The 17,240-nt window shown below is 60.8% G+C and carries 15 protein-coding genes; 3 read left to right on the top strand and 12 right to left on the bottom strand.

Annotated features, from left to right (window positions below; translation table 11 throughout):
- Positions 1–18: 18 nt before the first annotated feature.
- From NLM32_RS32020 to NLM32_RS46410, 9 genes are all read right to left on the bottom strand, one after another.
- Positions 19–957 carry a glycosyltransferase family 2 protein gene (locus tag NLM32_RS32020; RefSeq protein ID WP_254132717.1) on the bottom strand — a complete coding sequence of 313 codons (939 nt, stop codon included), beginning with the start codon at positions 955–957 and terminating at the stop codon, positions 19–21.
- On the bottom strand, positions 954–1,979 hold the full coding sequence (locus NLM32_RS32025; RefSeq protein ID WP_254132718.1) for a glycosyltransferase family A protein: 1,026 nt from the start codon (positions 1,977–1,979) through the stop codon (positions 954–956). Before NLM32_RS32025 ends, NLM32_RS32020 begins: the two co-directional genes overlap by 4 nt.
- Positions 1,976–3,313, bottom strand: a complete 1,338-nt coding sequence (locus tag NLM32_RS32030; RefSeq protein WP_254132719.1) for a hypothetical protein — start codon at positions 3,311–3,313, stop codon at positions 1,976–1,978. Before NLM32_RS32030 ends, NLM32_RS32025 begins: the two co-directional genes overlap by 4 nt.
- Positions 3,313–4,128, bottom strand: coding sequence for an NAD(P)-dependent oxidoreductase (locus NLM32_RS32035; RefSeq protein ID WP_254132720.1), 816 nt, complete (start codon positions 4,126–4,128; stop codon positions 3,313–3,315). Before NLM32_RS32035 ends, NLM32_RS32030 begins: the two co-directional genes overlap by 1 nt.
- Before the next feature lie 39 nt (positions 4,129–4,167).
- A complete protein-coding gene (locus NLM32_RS32040; RefSeq protein ID WP_309144866.1) occupies positions 4,168–5,397 on the bottom strand; it encodes a class I SAM-dependent methyltransferase in 1,230 nt (409 codons plus the stop codon).
- Positions 5,394–5,954 carry a dTDP-4-dehydrorhamnose 3,5-epimerase family protein gene (locus NLM32_RS32045; RefSeq protein ID WP_254132722.1) on the bottom strand — a complete coding sequence of 187 codons (561 nt, stop codon included), beginning with the start codon at positions 5,952–5,954 and terminating at the stop codon, positions 5,394–5,396. Before NLM32_RS32045 ends, NLM32_RS32040 begins: the two co-directional genes overlap by 4 nt.
- Entirely contained in the window at positions 5,951–7,042 is a 1,092-nt protein-coding gene (rfbG, locus tag NLM32_RS32050; RefSeq protein ID WP_254132723.1) for a CDP-glucose 4,6-dehydratase, read from the bottom strand. The genes NLM32_RS32045 and rfbG overlap by 4 nt, the downstream gene beginning before the upstream one ends.
- On the bottom strand, positions 7,039–7,809 hold the full coding sequence (rfbF, locus tag NLM32_RS32055; protein WP_254132724.1) for a glucose-1-phosphate cytidylyltransferase: 771 nt from the start codon (positions 7,807–7,809) through the stop codon (positions 7,039–7,041). Before rfbF ends, rfbG begins: the two co-directional genes overlap by 4 nt.
- 173 nt (positions 7,810–7,982) lie before the next feature.
- Positions 7,983–8,321: a dTDP-4-dehydrorhamnose 3,5-epimerase family protein gene (locus tag NLM32_RS46410; RefSeq protein WP_375143587.1), complete on the bottom strand. Its 339-nt coding sequence runs from the start codon at positions 8,319–8,321 to the stop codon at positions 7,983–7,985.
- 395 nt (positions 8,322–8,716) lie between these two features.
- Here NLM32_RS46410 and NLM32_RS32060 point away from each other — a divergent pair, with 395 nt between their 5' ends.
- Positions 8,717–10,222 carry a hypothetical protein gene (locus NLM32_RS32060; protein WP_254132725.1) on the top strand — a complete coding sequence of 502 codons (1,506 nt, stop codon included), beginning with the start codon at positions 8,717–8,719 and terminating at the stop codon, positions 10,220–10,222.
- Positions 10,223–10,440: 218 nt separating this feature from the next.
- Positions 10,441–11,280 carry a hypothetical protein gene (locus tag NLM32_RS32065; RefSeq protein WP_254132726.1) on the top strand — a complete coding sequence of 280 codons (840 nt, stop codon included), beginning with the start codon at positions 10,441–10,443 and terminating at the stop codon, positions 11,278–11,280.
- 43 nt (positions 11,281–11,323) lie between these two features.
- On the opposite strand, the gene purU is transcribed toward NLM32_RS32065, so the two are convergent.
- The gene (purU, locus tag NLM32_RS32070; protein WP_254132727.1) at positions 11,324–12,187 is read right to left on the bottom strand and encodes a formyltetrahydrofolate deformylase; all 864 of its coding nucleotides are present in this window, start codon (positions 12,185–12,187) and stop codon (positions 11,324–11,326) included.
- Positions 12,188–12,345: 158 nt separating this feature from the next.
- Between purU and NLM32_RS32075 the strand changes: the two genes are divergently transcribed.
- Positions 12,346–13,185: a uroporphyrinogen-III synthase gene (locus NLM32_RS32075; protein WP_254132728.1), complete on the top strand. Its 840-nt coding sequence runs from the start codon at positions 12,346–12,348 to the stop codon at positions 13,183–13,185.
- A gap of 10 nt (positions 13,186–13,195) precedes the next feature.
- Here the strand turns inward: NLM32_RS32075 and NLM32_RS32080 are convergent, their stop codons facing one another.
- A complete protein-coding gene (locus tag NLM32_RS32080) occupies positions 13,196–13,876 on the bottom strand; it encodes a redoxin family protein (protein WP_254132729.1) in 681 nt (226 codons plus the stop codon).
- A gap of 21 nt (positions 13,877–13,897) precedes the next feature.
- Positions 13,898–17,221, bottom strand: a complete 3,324-nt coding sequence (locus tag NLM32_RS32085) for an adenylate/guanylate cyclase domain-containing protein (protein ID WP_254132730.1) — start codon at positions 17,219–17,221, stop codon at positions 13,898–13,900.
- Positions 17,222–17,240: the final 19 nt, after the last annotated feature.

Genomic DNA, 17,240 nt, shown 5'->3' on the forward strand with positions numbered 1-17,240 from the left:
CCACATCGCGGGCACTGCTCAGCGCGGCTTGGCACCAGCGACGCCCTTTAAGCCATCACGCAGCCCCGCCAGATAAGCCTTGATGTAGGCCAAACGATCGCTGACGAGAAATAGCGCAAGCAAGCGGTTCAACACAACGGATATAGTATGCCTGAAAGCAAAGCCGAACGGCACGTGCCTCTTCCGCATCAGATGGAAACAGTTTCGGACCTGATAGTAGCACCTCGTCGGGCTGTGCATGAAAATGGTGAAGGGCCCGAGCCGGACCAAATCGTGTCCGATCTGATGCCGCATCACCGCCGCCGGAATTACGTAAATCGGAATTTGCTTGCTCCGGCAGCGGAGGCACCACTCACTGTCAACACCGTCGATGAACAGCGCCTCGTCGAACCCTCCGGCAAGGGCGAACACCTCCTGGGTCGCAGCTGTTCCGGAGGCGATTACGATGTCTACTGGATAGGGTTCGGCTGCAGCGCCCCCGTAAACGGCTTGCGGCAGTCCCCATCGCCCCAACCGCTGCGAGGGGAGCGCCATCCCCGTCCGGTCATCGACGAAGAGCGGGGATGTGATCTCAGGAACACCAGACCGCAATGGCGCGACCAATGCTGGCAGGAATCCCCATTCGAATTTCGAATCCTGATCGAAGAAGACGATGATTGATGCACCGGCCTCTCTGGCGCGCGCGACTCCCACGTTCTGGGCATGTGCAATGCCCGTATTCCGACCCAGGGAGATCACCTCGCAATCGGCCGGTACCTGCGCCTGCGAAATACCGGGCGTCTCGGTATTGTCGACCACGATCGCCCTCGCCCCGTCCGCCACGATGGACGCGCCGAGACGAGCAAGCTGCTCGACCTCAGGCCGATAGCTGACAATCACGCAAACGACGTGCCCCATCGGTGGGCTATCGCTTGCTAGCCCAACGGGCGACAGGTCGGGCGATCCCTCAACAGTCATTGCGCTTGCATCCAAAGGCGGTGATAGATATTCCACAAGCCAAGAGCGAGGCTGCGGGCTGGGGAAGCATTGAGCGCCTCGACCAAAGCGACCTTCGGTGACTTGCGCAGTGAACCGTCGACGGCCGGGGCGCATTTCTTGAGCGACGCAGCAAATCGTTCTGTCGTGGCGGGATTGATTGTGCGCCCCAACTGACATGCCTCCAACAGCGCGAGGATGTACAGATTCCGGTGATATTTGAGCATAAAGCTTGGGCCATACTGTGCGACCGCTGCCTTCGCCTGGGCATCCGATGGCACGTAATCCTGCAGGAATTCCGCGAACTGGTTGAGCGCCAGCAGCAGCGAAGGCCATGATGACGGCTTAGTGGTGGATTCCTTCTTCGGGTGCATTCGGATGGAGCAGAGCTCGGCGGGAGCGAAAGCCTTGTAGCCGCCCTTCATCAACGACAGCCACAACGCATCATCGGCGAAAAACAGCCGCTCGAAACGCGGGATGCCCCCGAGCCGGTCATACTCTGCTGATCGAAAGACGACACCGGTCCCGGTGATGTCCCGCCTGTAGGTAAAGCGGCCTTCGATGTACTGCGCCGGAGTTTCACGTTCAGGAACGGCTCGACAACTGCGGATAGTCTCGCCGACCGTGTCGATCAAACGTGAGCCGGTTTGGTACAGCTTTGCGTCCGGATAGCGATCAATCGAATCATTGATCGCGGTCAGAAAGCCGGGATCGAGCAGATCGTCGTGCCCGATCAGCGTCATGTATTCCTGTTTCTCTACCCCCACGGCACGAGCCCAACTATCGACGATCGACAGCGAAGACGAGGAGCCGTACAGGCGAATGCGGCTATCGTTCTGCGACTTGAGCCAGGGAACGGTCTGGTCGGTGCTTTGGTTGTCGAGCACGATCAAGTCGAAATGCGGATAGGTTTGCGCAAGAATGCTTTCGACGCATTCCTGAACATACGGCCAGCCGTTCCGAACAGGTAGAACGACGCTAAATCGGGTCGGGGCGGACGTCATGAATTCGTGTTCGCGGATGAAACAGTTTCAACCAGCATCACCGACAGCAGCAGCATACCGGTTGACGAGAACAACATCGGATTTGTAGCGGTCATGCAAAGATATGCCAACCAGCCTAACGCGAGCGCCCGCTGGCGCGAGCTCACGTCTGTTAGAAATGCTTTTCCAACAGGAAATAGCAAAATCAAGATCACGATGGCCGCGCCGAACAAGCCGAAATAACGGATCAGTTCCGCATAGGTCAGCTCCGTATTGAAGTAGAAATACTCACCGGTGAGCTCGAACTCGGGACGTCCGGAGGTACTCCAGCGGTAGTAGGCGCCGAGGCCTTTGCCGAGCAGCAACGTCTGCAGGTCGCTGAAAATATGAGCATAGTCGCCAAGCAAGGTGAGTTTGATGTTATTCGACAACTCGCTGGGATCAAGAGATGCCCGGAGTCTCGCGACAAATGGCAACGAAAGGACCGCCAAGGTACCCAGGCTGATGAGCACGTTCAGAACGATCCGTCTCGTGTAAAGAGGCCATAAGAGACAAGGCAGCAGCAGCGCAGCCGCGGCCAGGTTGCGTGAGCCGGAGAATAGCATCGCCAATATGCTGACGGCCGCTAGCGCCAAATTGAAAGCCTTTGCCCGAAAGTTTGGTGCGCCCATCGCACGATCGAAGAAATAGGGAATCGAAATCGTCAGCAGCGGCAAGGTGACGACATTGACTTGCGTGAATTTGAACCCTTCCCCATGGCTCCGCTCGGCCAGCAGGACCAATCCGCTGCTGGAGCCCATCTGCTGCAGGGCCGGGAACATCTCGGGTCTGAGCTGCACCAGGACGAACACCGCGACAGTCAACAGCGCGAGCAGGACGAGCAGCGTGCTCAAGAACGGCATCAAATCGATGCGGCAGGCCGCTAGTACAATCGCAATCGAGAGGAGCAGGAAGCCTTTCAAAAGACCGAACCCGGCGTAAGGTTCTGTTCCATCGACGAGATAGTACCAGACGATCGAAAGCAGGGAGATAGTAATCAGAAGTAATACGCAGATGGTCACTCCTGGAGCAGGCTGAATTTTGTCCCCATCAAAATAGAAGAGGACGCACACTCCCGTCCACATCGCCATGAAGAGCCAGACCTTGGCGTGGAATATCTGATCGGCCGGGTCGAAAACGCATACGAACACGAACGCCAGCAGAGGCAGGCGTACCAATGCCTGCCTGGGGTCATCCCCCCACGCGTTGCGGTATACCCGCTCTAGCCTGCTCCGCAGCGAGCGGGTCCGCACATTTTGAATCCAATCGCTTGTCGAGCTTTCGCCGAAGCGCCCCAATGGCACGGGCTCCGTCATCACGGCACTCCCCAGAATGCCATGGGCTCATAGTCGGGGTACGGAAGTTCGCCGTATTTGGGCCGGATACTCCAGCCGTTCCGCTCAATCCAGCTTTCGACCAGGCCGCGAACCGAAACAGGTTGCCCGGAACACAGGTTGATTGGCCCACGATCAGCCGGATCGATTGCGAGATCGGCGAGGCGCCCGGCAACTTCGTCGACCGGCAGATAGTCGCGGAGCTGCTCGCCGCCCGACATCGGAAATTGCTCGTGGCCGGATGCGACCGCGGCTTTCAGCAACGGGTAAAGCGAGGTCGCCGGCTGATCGTCGCCATACATGTAGAAGAGCCGCGCCCAGGTCAACCCGAAGGGCTGCACGGCCTTCAGAAATTGAAGCTGCTTGCGCAGCATGTCCTTCGCAAGCCCATAAGGCGTCGTCGGGCGAGTCTCCAGGTGTGCAGACAGAGCACCTGATTGCAGACCATACTCCAGGCATGTACCGGCGACGACCAGTGCCGGAAGTCCGTTGCGAACCGCGTTGGCGAGAAAGCCGTATTGACGCGGCAGTTCGGTTTCAAGGTGATAGAGCGAACGGTAGTTTGGCAGCCCATCCCAGGCGAGATGCAAGAGTACGTCGGGGTATTCCAACACGGCGAAGCAATCGGCGGGCGGATTAGCGATGTCGAGCGAGACCCAGCGCACATCGGCCACAGCTGCCCGTTCTCGCACAACGCCCGGACGCTCCGTCGCGACAATCTCGACGCCGCGCGTAGCGAGTTGGCCAAGCACGTGACGGCCTACAAATCCGCGCGCGCCGGTAACTGCTACCCTCATTTGACGATTGGCCCGAACCAGATCATTGACGAGCCTCGGTCACACGATTTCAAGCGCGGGAATTGCGGTCACGAACTGCGCACGCGAAACGCCGGCGCGCTTGAGTTGATCCATCACTTCCACCTTGAGATTCCACGGCAGTATGACGACGTAGTCCGGGTTGTCGTTATAAAAGATCGCCTCGCCGACAATGGGGATGCGGCTGCCCGGCAGAAATTTCCCCTGTTTCGCAGGATTGCGATCGACAACATAGGAAATGAGATCCCCGCGGCATCCAGCAAAGTTCAAGAGGGTGTTTCCCTTGGCGGCCGCGCCGTAAGCGACCACCCGCTTGCCGCGGCGCTTGGCTTCGATCAGAAACGATACGAAATCGTCCTTGATCTTCTCCGCTCGGACCTGAAACCGCTCATACCCCCCAGAAGTTGACAATCCGGCCTCGCACTCCCTCGTTAGGACGGCGTCCACCCGATCAGTCAGGGGGCGCTTTCCCCTTGCCCCGCACTGCGCAAACACCCGCAAGCTTCCACCGTGAGTGGGAATTTCCTCGACGTCGAATACGGAAAGACCATTCGCTTGGAAGATCCGCACAACCGTCGTCAACGAGAGATAGGAGAAATGCTCGTGGTAGATTGTGTCGAACTGCGCCTCGGCGAGCAAACGCAACAAATGCGGGAATTCGAATGTCGCAACCCCGTTTGGCTTCAGGAGATTTACAAAGCCCTTCACGAAATCATTGATATCGGGCACATGCGCGAGAACGTTATTTGCTGCCGTGAGATCAGCCTGCCTACCCTCAGCGGCAAGGCTCGCACCGAGGCCTGCGCCAAAAAAAGCTTCTAGCGTCTCGATGCCTTTTTCCCGCGCCGCGCACGCCGTACTCGCAGTCGGCTCGATTCCGAGACAGGGAATTCCCCGTGCCTTCACATATTGCAGCAGGTAGCCGTCGTTGGACGCGACTTCCACGACATGGCTGTTCGTGTCGAGTGCGAAGCGCTTGGCCATCCCATCCACGTAAGCTTCGGCGTGCTGCAACCAGGTGGTCGAAAAACTGCTGAAATAGGCGTACTCGCTCGAAAACAGCTCGTCCGCTTCGGCAAAATCCAGAGTCTGCACCAGCCAGCACTTCTCGCAAACCATGATTCGGAGCGGGAAATACTTTTCGGGCGCAGCTAGCATATCCGGCGACAGATATGCGTTCGACGGCGGCGACGTGCCGAGATTGATCAACTCGAGCTTCAGTTTCGCTGCGCAGTGCCTACAGCAACTCACAATACAATTCCCCGGAATGAATCTGGCAACATCGGACTCGCTCGGTCACGCGCCGATAGTTCGGTTATTGGCTGCGGCCATTGCACCGAGACGCGCGGTTCTTCCGGATGAAGAGTCCTCTCGCTGGATGGATCAAAGGCGCAGCTATGGAAGTAGAGCAGTTCGCTATCGGGCGCCAGCACTTGAAAGCCATGTGCAACCCCCTCGGGGATGATCAAGGCCAGATTATTTTCGGGCGACAGCTCGACACCAAACCACTTCAGAAACGTCGGTGAATCCTTTCGGATATCCACAGCGACGTCCCACACCTTACCGCGAATGCAATTGACCAGCTTCATCTCAGCATGCGGCGGAACCTGAAAATGCATCCCGCGGACGGCGCCACATCGAAAGGTCAGCGTCTGGTTGATCTGCACAATGGGTTTGGTCCAGCCGGCTGCGCGCAGGTCCTCTGAGCAGAACATGCGGGAGAAGTAGCCGCGCTCGTCCGAACGCTTGATGCGCTCGACGATCTTCAAACCTGAAATCGGCGTATCGAGAAGGCGAAATCTGCTCATGCCGAACGCCCTTGTCCGGCAGCCGCCTCAAAATCGGCGATATCCTGCATGCAGAGGTCGCGCACCGGGCTTCCGCCCTGCTGACGGCGATACCATTCCATCGTTCGCCGTACGCCCTCTTCGAGCGACCAGCGCGCACCAATGCCGAGTTCGTGGCGCGCCTTCGTGACTTCGAGGGCTAGCCAGCCTGCCTCGTGAGGACCTTCTATCCCGTCGCCCCACACGATCTCGCCGCTGCCGTAAGATCGCCGCGCCAGCAGCACGATGTCGCGGACGCTTGCAGCCTCGTGGGTAGGCGGACCAAAATTATAGGCGCCGGCAAGACGGGGGTCCGCCCACAATCGCTCGGCGAGGACGAGATAAGCCGCGAGCGGCTCCAGCACGTGCTGCCAAGGCCGCAGGGCCTGGGGGCGCCGGATTGTCAGGGGCCCGTTACTACCCCATGCCCGGACTGCGTCAGGGATGAGACGATCGAGCGACCAATCCCCGCCTCCGATGACGTTGCCGGCGCGCGCCGAAGCCACCGCGATCCCTTCAGCAGCGAGATATGCATCGCGATAACTGGCAATCACGATCTCGGCTGCAGCCTTGCTGGCGCTATAGGGATCGTGGCCACCGAGCGGATCTGTCTCGCGGTAAGGGTACCATTGCTCGATGTTCCGATAAACCTTGTCGGTAGTGACGGCCACCACGACTCGCGCCGTGCCGGCGCCGCGGACGGCCTCGAGAACATTCGCGGTGCCTTGAATGTTGGTACTGAAAGTATCCAACGGTTCCCGGTAGCTCGTCCGCACGAGCGCTTGCGCAGCGAGATGAAGAACGATGTCGACCGAGGCCGATCGCACCAACCGCTTCAGCGCTTCGATATCGCGGATGTCGGCAATGTGATGTTCGATCAGCGAGCCGACGCTCGCGAGGCTAGCCAAATTCGGATTGGTTGCGGGGGGTAGTGAAACACCCGTAACGGAAGCGCCGAGCCGGTTGAGCCAGAGGGCGAGCCATGCGCCCTTAAAGCCGGTGTGCCCGGTCAGAAGGACGCGCTTGCCCGACCAGAAGGACGGGGCGGGGGTTGGCAGATGATCGGTCACCAGATTTTCCACGGCGCCTTGCCGCTGGCCCAGAGCTCTTCGAGGAGTGTCTTCTCCCGCAGGGTGTCCATCGGCTGCCAGAAGCCGCTGTGACGGAACGCCATCAATTCGCCGCGCGCAGCGAGTTCGGTGAGCGGATAGCTTTCCCAACTCACGCGATCGTCCGCGACCAGGTCGATGCACGCCGGCGACAACACGAAAAATCCGCCATTGATGACACCTCCGTCTCCGCGCGGCTTTTCGACGAAAGCGGTCACGCTGTCCCCCGATTGCTCCATGGCGCCATATCGTCCCGGCGGCGTAACGGCGGTGATGGTTGCGAGCTTCCCGTGGCGACGATGAAATTCAATCGACGCCCTGATATCGAGGTCGGAAAGGCCATCCCCATAAGTGAGACAAAAAGCAGGCTCGTCTTTCACAAAGCTGGCGACGCGTTTCAGCCGGCCACCCGTCAGGGTTTCATCGCCGGTATCGATCAGCGTCACGCGCCACGGCTCAGCCTTCTGCTGGTGCACCTCCATCCTGTTCTGCTCCATGTCGAAGGTAACATCGGACATGTGCAGGAAGTAGTTGGCAAAGTATTCCTTGATCACGTAGCCCTTGTAGCCGCAGCAGATCACGAAATCATTCACTCCATGCGCGGAATACAATTTCATGATGTGCCACAAGATCGGCCTGCCGCCGATCTCGACCATAGGCTTTGGTCTGATCGAGGTCTCTTCGGAAATCCTTGTTCCGAGACCGCCCGCGAGAATTACCGCTTTCACAACTCACGTCCTGTTGTTTTGAGACAGACCGGTCGGCAGAGCAACCGTCCGCATCCGCCGCCCGTCGGGCGAGGCAGAGCCCAAGGAGCCTCACGACGGCAGCCCTTCCTCAGCGATTGACAGCAAATACAGCCCATAGTTTGTCCAGCGTTCTCATGAGTCCGACGCATCGTTCACCCCCCCCGACCGGTGCCTGCGCCTCGAAGAATAAAGGCCGGAGCCAGGTCTTTCAGGGCTGGCCGCCTGCGATCCTTATCCGCAAGCCGGACGCTCGCCGGTTCGACATACCAACTGACCGCCAAGGCGGGATCGTCCCATTTTAGCCCCTGATCGCAACCAGGCTCATTACAGTCGGTGACCTTGTAAATCACCTCAGTATTGGGCTCAAGCGTGCAATCGCCGTGGGCAAACCCGGCAAGCTCCCACATGCGGCGGCACCTGGAAATGCAGGCCGCGCAACGTGTCGACTTCGACCGACAGCACATGATTGTCTTCGATCTCAGTAGCGACATGCCCGACGCGCTCACTAAGAAAGTCAACCACAGCCGGCGCTTTTCCCGATTTCCGTGCGCTTTCCATGGAACTTATCATTTCTCGATTTGGGTTTAAAAAAGGCCCAACGCCCGACAAATCGCCCGCACGGCGCCTCCTTCTACATCCCCAGATAGAGGTTTTTCGCATCTGCACTCGTGAACATCAATGCGAAATGCTGTCGGCAGCAAGTATTGGTGACCCGTAGTGCCCTCTCGTGAAAAATCTCGCTACCAGTTGCATGGCACCTTGCCATTCTGGCATTAGACCACGTGCACTTGGCTTAAGCGGCGAGGTTCCGGGTTTGGGCGTAGAACTAGCAATCGAAAAGCACGAGAAGACGTGGTCGACGGCGGCACCCCACGTGTTTCTGTGCTTGGTTGTTTCTGCAGTCGTGGTAGCCGGCTCGTTCATCTGGCAGGGCCGCGTCGGATTCAATATGGGCGACGAGGGCTTCCTCTGGTACGGGGTTCGGCAGGTCCAAGCCGGTGAAGTGCCCATTCGCGATTTCATGGCGTACGACCCGGGCCGATACTATTGGTCGGCCGCGTTGATGAGCTTGTTCGGAAGCGACAGTATCGTGACGTTCCGGCTCGCAGGTGCGGTTTTTCAATTTCTTGGGCTCTTCGTCGGCCTGCTGATGCTTCCAGTCGTGGAAACGATGCTCGGCGTCACGCGTCTTGCATTGGCTGCATTGGTTCTGACGGTTTGGATGTTCAACTGGTATAAGGACTACGACACCTCAGTATCGCTTTTTCTGATCGGCGCCCTCGCGTTGTTGGCAGAACGGCCATCTCGCGGGCGCTTCTTTCTCGCTGGGGTTACCGTGGGCGTGGCCGCGCTGTTTGGACGAAATCACGGCGTCTATGGTCTCGCGGGTATTCTAGGGGTCGCAGCCTACATCGGCTGCATGAAGCGAAGTGTCGAGGGCATTTTATCCGACCTGGTCTACTGCGCGATCGGCGTGGTCCTGGGTTATTCCCCGATCTTGATCATGCTCGCGACTACCCCGGGTTTCGCAGGAGCCTACTTAGAAAGCATTCGATTTGTCGTCGACAAGGGCTCGACGAATCTTGCTCGTCCAGTTCCGTGGCCGTGGACGATCCCCGTTAGGGGCGTGCCACCGCTGACAGTTGCCGCCGACCTGCTCACCGGCGTCTACTATATGGCCATCCTATTATTTGGATTTGCTGCCCCCGCCTGGCTTTTCCGAAGCGCCCTGCTCAAGAAGCCGGTCGCGCCGCCGTTGGTTGCGGTTTCGACGCTTGCCCTGCCTTATGCCCACTATGCGTTCTCGCGAGCAGAGCTGTTTCATCTATCTCTGGGCATTTTTCCGTTCCTCGTCGGCACGCTCTTGATTCTCACTAAGCTACCGCGGCTGGCGCAACGAACGACGATGCTGCTCATTGTGTCTACAAGCGCAATCGTCGTGCTGCCGGAGAATCCGGGATGGGATTGTCTCGTCATCGAGCGGTGCATAGCGATGCGAATCGGCGGCGAAGACCTAAAGATTCAGCCGCTGATCGCAGGCTTCGTGAACAAGCTTGAGAGCACCGCGGCGGATTATGCGCCGGACGGCGAACCTTTCCTAGTTATGCCACTGTGGCCCGCCGCTTATGCGTTGCTCGACCGCAAGTCGCCGATGTGGGACAGCCACGCGCTGTTTCCGCGACCGCCGGCCTTTGAGCAAAAGGAGATCGAGCGGATAAAAGCGGCAGGTCCGAAGTTCGTGCTCCTTCTGGATCAAGCGGTGGACGACCGCGACGATCTTCGCTTTCGCAATAGCCACCCGCTCATTTACCGATATATCCAGGAGAACTTCGATCCCGTCGAGGACGGCAGGTGGCACCCCTCCATTTTTCAACTCCTCAAGGCGCGATAGATGCATTTCTTCACCAATACGACTAACCTCGCCTTCGCCAGCGAGCTGGCCAGGAATCGGGCAGAGCCTTGTTCGGCGCATACTAGATTGCGAGCGTTCACATGATGCTTTCCCAAAATCTCGGCTGACTGTATGTATTGGTCGCGCGGCGACTCCCAAGAAACTTCCAACCTTAAGTCGTCCTGTTGAACTGTCTTGATCCACATCGAGAGTCCGATTTGAGCACAGGAACCGCTATCGTTGACGACACTGAACGAGGCCGCGAACAGGAGGCGACACGCTTTCTTGGCCTGCGTGCGCTCGGCGGGGTCATACGCGAAAATCTTATTCTGCTTTTGCTTGTCCCGCTATTGGTAGGGTTGATTACATTTGCATCAACCGGCTTTCTACCCAAGTGGTACACGAGCGTCGCCTATCTGAACGTCGACGAGGCCGGAGAGCGGAGCGCCGACGCATTGATGCGCACGCCACGGGTGCTAGGCAGGGTTATTGCCGCAGCGGCCGAGCTCCAGGGAACCCAGGAAGCGCGCAGCAGATTGCTGGAGGCGCATCGCCGCATAGTGGCCGCGCCCGGCGACCTTCAGAAGACGTCCAACCTGTTCCGCCTAGAGTACTCGGATCCCGACCCACATCTTGCACAAAAGATCAATTCGGCGTTCATCGAAGCTTGGTTGGAGGCGACCAAGCCGCCGCCCACCAAACGGGCTGCCATGGAGGCCGAGCTCATACGAAGGGAGGCCCGTCACAAGCTGGTTTCCCAATTGATCGACCGCGCCCTGAAGGATGCGGACCGGCTCGTCTCAGACGACCACAAGGAATTGCTGGCGGCATCGATCGCGGATCTGATCGTGAAGAACGACGAGAACGCGGGCGATATCGTCGCTCTCAAGAACGCGCTCGATGGCGTCTCGCATGACTTGATCTTCACCGCTCCTGACCTGCCGGAAGAGCCGAGCTGGCCAAAACGAGGCATCATCACGGTGCTAGCGACCTTCGCTGCAGGCCTGCTCGGGCTCATGTTCGTGATAGCGCGCTGGATGTGGCGGGTTAAACGCTAGTCGAGCCAGGCGCTTATCGATGCCGGCTCGCGCCGCTACGCGCCTAGTCCACGAACACGACCGTCTTGCGACCGTTGAGAATGACGCGGTCGTCGAGGTGATAGCGGATCGCTCGCGCTAGCACGCGGCGCTCGATGTCGCGGCCCTTGCGGACGAGATCTTCCGGCGTGTCGCGGTGGCTGATGCGCTCGACGTCCTGGTCGATGATCGGGCCTTCGTCGAGGTCGCGCGTGACGTAATGGGCGGTGGCGCCGATCAGCTTCACGCCGCGCTCATGAGCCTGGTGATAGGGCTTTGCGCCCTTGAAGCCCGGCAGGAACGAGTGATGGATGTTGATGCAGCGGCCGGAGAGCTTGGCCGACAGGTCATCCGACAGGATTTGCATGTAGCGGGCGAGCACCACCAAATCAGTCCCGGTCTTGGCGACGAGACCGAGGATCTGCGCCTCCTGCTCGCTCTTGGTCTCCTTGGTGACCGGCAAATAGTGGAACGGGATGCTGCCGAAATCGAGCCCGGCATAGACCTCGCGCGGATGGTTGGAGACGATCGCGGCGAGCGTCATCGGCAACTCGCCGGTGCGCCAGCGGTAGAGGATGTCGACCAGGCAATGGTCGGACTTCGACACCAGCAGCATCACCTTGCGATGCGCGGCGCGATCGCGCATCTGCCACTCCATGCCGAAGCGGTCGGCGATCGCGGCAAAGCCGGTCTGGAGCGCAGACAGCTCCACGGCAAGATCGGCCGCGGTGAACACGACGCGCATGAAGAACTTCTTGGTCTCGACGTCGTCGAACTGCTGGGCGTCGAGAATGTTCTGTCCGGAATTCGCCAGGAAGGTCGACACCGCCGAGACGATGCCGGGGCGATCCGGACAGGACAGGGTCAGAACATATTGATGATCGGGCATGACTTTGAAGAATTGGCTCTTGATGACGGTTTGTGCAGAGGCGCGGAACGACCCGCGATTTGCATCCTGCTCTAGCACCGAGGCGACCCTTGCGCCAATCCCGGCGACGGTGTCAAAGTGAACGGACGATTGCGATTTTTGCTCACCGGAGCACGCCCATGGCCGACCGTTTGACCGGCACCCGCATCCTGATCCTGGAAACCCGCGAGGAGGCGCAGTTTTCAAAACTCCTGGCCGAGCAAGGCGCCGAGGTCGTGCAGTGCCCGATGTTCACCATCCAGGACGCCCCGGACCCTGCTCCGGTCGAGGCCTGGATCCGCCGCGCCATCGACAGGCCGTTCGACGACCTCGTGTTGATGACCGGTGAAGGCCTGCGACGGATCATGAAGCTCGCGCGCGCACGCAGCCTCGACCAGGCATTTGTCGCGGCGCTGGCCAAGTCGCGAAAGTTCACGCGCGGGCCGAAGCCCGGCAAGGCGCTGCGCGAGATCTCGCTCGAGGCGCAGCAGACCACTGAGAAACCCACCACCGAGGGCGTGATCGAGATGCTGGGCAAGCTCGACCTCGGGGGGCGCCGCCTCGGGCTTCAGCTTTATCCGGACAAGGATCACAGCGCACTGACCGGCGCGCTGGCCGCGCAAGGCGCCGAGGTCGATACCGTGCTGCCTTATGCCTATGACTCGAAAGCTGCGGACGCCAACATCGTCGCCGCCATCGAGGACATGGCGGAGGGACGGATCGATTCCATCGCGCTCACCAATCTCGGCCAGGTCCGCCGGCTGATCGAGGCCGCCAAGGCCCATGGCAGCGAGGCGAAATTGCGCGCGGGATTCGAGCGGACACTGATCGCCTCGGTCGGACCGGCCGTCTCCGGCGAACTCGCCGCGCACGGTCTGCGCACCGACATCTCGCCTGCGGAAGACGCCTATTTCATGCGTCCGCTGATCTCGGCGATGGCGGCGGCGCTCGCGGAAAAACGGTCGAGGACAGTAAGCTGATCTCCTATGTCTAGCCTGCCACCTGCGAAGCAGCCGACATCAATTCCTGCGGGCTCGGCATTCCGAACATGCGCCGGCCGCCTTCGGGGACCTCGGTAAAGGTCCAGCGCACGATCCCTTCCCGATCGAGCAGGAACTGACCGAACAACTGGCCGTTGCCAGTTGCCGCCATGCTCTGATCGGCTTCCATCATCTCGTAGCCATCCTTGTTGTTGAGCTGCTCGGAAGCCGCCACGCGATTCATCGGCCCGGATAATTCTCCGGGAAGCTCCACCTGCATGCGCATGACCACGTCCATGCCCACCTTGCGCGGCCAATCGGTTTCCTTCTCGGTAAACTCGAGATTGGGCAGGCCGAACGCACGGTGCGACACCCGCTCGGGATCGGACGCGGCGAGCAGATTGGGCAACGGGTGATATCGGAAATACAGCCGCGCCCGATCGATCGGCGTATTGACGACGGTGAGGCTCTCGACACCCTTGTCGCGCAGGGCCGCATCAAGCTGCGCCTGGGCCGCAATATGGCGGCGGCAGAACGGGCAGTGCAGACCGCGAAACAGGCCCACCAATATCGGACTATGGCCGCGAAAATCCTCGAGTGCGACCTTCCCGTCGCGCGTGATGGCGTCCAGCACGATGTTGGGCGCGCGATCGCCCGGTTGAAGCGGTCCATCGACATGATGTTCTGACATGGTTGAACTCCTTCACATGACCTAGTCAAGAAATGGCAGTACAATCAGTCCGGCGGGATCAAGCCCATGCCTGGTGCAGACATCATCGGCGAGCGCGAAATAGCGCTCCGCCTCGGGCATGTCGCCACGATCAAGGTTCAGTGTCGCAAGACCATCATAGCACGGAAAGAGCTGCTGTGGCTCGCCGATCTCGCTCGCCACCTCGATGGCCTCGTTGTAGCAGCGCGCCGCGAGATCAGGACGGAAGTGGCATTGATGGATCTGCCCGAGCACGATCAGGGGCACCGGGAGATGCTCGCGCTGGTCGAGTGCACGATCGATCTCGATCGCCTTTTCGGCCGCCGGCACCCCTTCGTCGGTGCATCTGTCCGTGAAGGTGCAGCAGGCGACGGCAAAGTTGGCCAGGAGACGCGCCTGGAAGCCGAGATCGCCGATGCGATGCGCGACATCGAGCCCACGCCGGCAAACGTCGATGGCTTGCGCCGGGTCGATCATCGTGTAGAGCACCCCGAGGTTGGTGTAGCCGCGGCACGCCACGTTGAGGATGCCGGCGGCTTCGGCAGCCGCGACACTTTGCTCCACCTCGCGCACCGCCTCCTGGTGTCGCCCAAGCCGTGCCAGCGCAACCCCTTTGGTGTTGAGTGCCTCCGCAATGGCGCGCGCCGCCTCGAGCCCGGCCTGCCCGTCGACGTCCAACGACACGGAGCGTGCGTAACCGAGAGCCTCGTCGGCCCACCGTGCGGCAGCGACGTGATCGCCCACGCGACATGCGAGACGGCCGCGCTCCTGCAGGAGGTGCGCCCACTCGATCGGCGCTTCGGTGCCGGCCAGCCGTTCTGCCGCCTCGGCATAGTGCGCCTCCGAGTTGACGCGCTTGCCGGCATCCCACAACAATCGGCCGAGCTTGCGAAGAATTCGCGCTTCGCCGATGCGACCTCCCACCGCGCGGTGCCCCTCCAGCGCGCCTTGGTAGTGCTCCTCGGCCACGCTTCGGCGGCCGGCCACGCGACAGAGATCCGCGATCCGCTCGTACAGGACCAGGCATTCCGGCTCCCGTTCGACGCCGGTCAGTACGGCGAGGGACTGCTGGTAGAATCGAAGCGCATCGTCATTGGCGTAACTTCCGCGGGCGCGATCGCCGGCCGCGCGCAGATAGCGCGCGCCTTTCGGCTTGTTCGCGCTCAGACTGAAGTGGTGTCCGAGCAGCACGAGATCTTCGAGCCGCTCCGGCTCGTTGCCATAGAGCCGCTCCAGCGCGGCTCCGATCCGTCCATGAAGCTCGATCCGGCGCTGCAGGAGCAGGTTCTGATAGACGACGTCCTGAAGCATGGTTTGCGTGAAGCGGTAGGTCCGCAGCGAAATCGAGTTCGAGCCGGCGACTTCCTCGATGATCTCGGCGTCGCACAGGAGTTCGAGCCCTGCTTCGACGCTCGCCCGCTCGGTCGCCGCAGCACCGAGCACAGCCGCATCAAAGCGCGGGCCGATCACTGCGGCCTCCTGGGCCAGGTGGCGCACCCGATGCGGCAAGCGGTCGAGACGCGCCAGCAACAGAGCCTGAATGCTCGCCGGAATCTCCGCGGCGGCTTCCTCCGACTTCATTCGCCATAGCGCGCCATCGCGTTGCAGGGCGCCGGCTTCGATGAGGCCGCGGATGATCTCCTCGAGGAAAAGCGGATTGCCGCCCGCGCGTTCGAGGATCCGATTGAACAGCCGTCCCGGTGGCTCGCACCAGCCGTGACTGAAATAAGCCGCCAGCAGCTTTTGTCCGTCGGTGTCGCCAAGTGGAGGCAGCCGAAGGGTCGTATGACTGATCCGGCCGGAGCCGAACTGGTCCAGCTCCAGCATTGGCCGATGTGTAAACAGCAGCATCAGCCGCGTCCGCTCCAGACGATCCATCAGGAACCGCAGCGCTTCCAGCGATACCGCATCGGCCCAGTGCAGATCCTCGACGATGATCAGAAGCGGCGACAAGGCGAGGCGGCGTTCGAAGACGGTGCGGATCGCGAAAAAGATCTGCCGGCGGAGCTGTTCCGGCTCGACATGCCTGAGCACGGCGTTGGGGTCGCCAAGGCCGAGGACGTGCAAGTAGAGAGGCATCAGGCGCTCGGCCTCCTCGGCCGGGATGCCAAGCTCTGACAGCGCTTCGGCAACCTTTGCCTCCGCCTCCGCGGCGTCGGCCTTCTGCGCGATGCCGTAGGCACTGCGCAGCACGGCGGCGAGTGTGCCGTAGGATTGTTCGCCCAGCGGCGAACAGACTGCATGCCGGATCGCCACGCCTGCGAAGGGATCCTCATCGCGAATGCGCGCGACGAATTCGTTGACCAGGCGCGTTTTTCCGATCCCCGCTTCGCCGACCAGCCGCACCAGTTGAGTCGCCCCGCCGCACGCGCGATCAAGGCTGCCGATCACGCGCGCAAGCTCGGCGTCGCGCCCGATCAGCGGCGCATCAAGGCCCAGCGCGTCGAGGCCTCGTGCCGCACGGGGCGTCTCGAGCGGTCCCCTCAAGCGATGGACCAGAACGCTGCCCATCTTGCCCTTGAGCGAGACCTCGCCAAGCGAGTCATAGGAGAACGCGTGCCGCGTCAGACGATGGGTCAAGGGCCCGACCAGCACCTCGCCCGGAGCCGCCATGGACTGCAGTCGCTGGGCGGTATTCACGGTATCGCCGGTCACCGAGTAGGATTTGGCAACGCCCACACCCAGCCCACCCGCGACGACGTGCCCGGTGTTGATTCCGACATGGAGCAGGAGTGGTGAACCGGCATACGCCTTCGCACGTTCGCTGAGCCGCGCCGTCCGGCTGATCATGTCGAGGGCTGCGCAGACCGCCCGCTCCGGGTCGTCCTCGTGCGCGGCCGGTGCGCCAAACAAGGCAAGCAGCGCATCGCCGATGAATTTGTCCACGAAACCGCCAAAGCTTTGCACCGCGGCGGTCAGCTCCTCGAACAATTCGTTCTGCAGCGTCTGCATAACCTCGGGATCGAGCCGCTCGCTCATCGCGGTGAAGCCGCTGAGGTCGGCAAACAGCACGGTGACGGTGCGGCGGTTTGCTTCGTTATCGATTTTATCCGCCTGCGGCCGAAATGCGTGTTGTGTCTCGGACGCCGGCACGAGCGGTGGAGAGAACGACGACCTGATCGGAGCCGTCATCGCGATCGTGCGCTGCAATGCCCGCTCGCCGCTCTGGATGGCCTCACCGACAAGCGTGCCGCATTTCGGGCAATAGACGAAATCAGGAGCGCATGGAAAACCGCAGCCAGCACACGCGCTCGGCTGCTTCGTGCCGCACTTCGGGCAGAAGGCAAAACCGCTCTGAACCTCAGAACCGCAACCCGAGCACGTCATGGCTCAAGACCTGGCGGAA

The sequence above is a fragment of the Bradyrhizobium sp. CCGUVB14 genome, assembly GCF_024199935.1.
In the GTDB taxonomy this organism is placed as follows: Bacteria; Pseudomonadota; Alphaproteobacteria; order Rhizobiales; family Xanthobacteraceae; genus Bradyrhizobium.

Excerpts from the sequence above, each read along its gene's own strand:
- NLM32_RS32020 (WP_254132717.1), bottom strand. The coding sequence starts at position 957 with ATGACTGTTGAGGGATCGCCCGACCTGTCGCCCGTTGGGCTAGCAAGC.
- NLM32_RS32025 (WP_254132718.1), bottom strand. The coding sequence starts at position 1,979 with ATGACGTCCGCCCCGACCCGATTTAGCGTCGTTCTACCTGTTCGGAAC.
- NLM32_RS32030 (WP_254132719.1), bottom strand. The coding sequence starts at position 3,313 with ATGACGGAGCCCGTGCCATTGGGGCGCTTCGGCGAAAGCTCGACAAGC.
- NLM32_RS32035 (WP_254132720.1), bottom strand. The coding sequence starts at position 4,128 with ATGAGGGTAGCAGTTACCGGCGCGCGCGGATTTGTAGGCCGTCACGTG.
- NLM32_RS32045 (WP_254132722.1), bottom strand. The coding sequence starts at position 5,954 with ATGAGCAGATTTCGCCTTCTCGATACGCCGATTTCAGGTTTGAAGATC.
- NLM32_RS46410 (WP_375143587.1), bottom strand. The coding sequence starts at position 8,321 with ATGTCGCTACTGAGATCGAAGACAATCATGTGCTGTCGGTCGAAGTCG.
- purU (WP_254132727.1), bottom strand. The coding sequence starts at position 12,187 with ATGCCCGATCATCAATATGTTCTGACCCTGTCCTGTCCGGATCGCCCC.
- NLM32_RS32075 (WP_254132728.1), top strand. The coding sequence starts at position 12,346 with ATGGCCGACCGTTTGACCGGCACCCGCATCCTGATCCTGGAAACCCGC.
- NLM32_RS32080 (WP_254132729.1), bottom strand. The coding sequence starts at position 13,876 with ATGTCAGAACATCATGTCGATGGACCGCTTCAACCGGGCGATCGCGCG.
- NLM32_RS32085 (WP_254132730.1), bottom strand. The coding sequence starts at position 17,221 with ATGACGTGCTCGGGTTGCGGTTCTGAGGTTCAGAGCGGTTTTGCCTTC.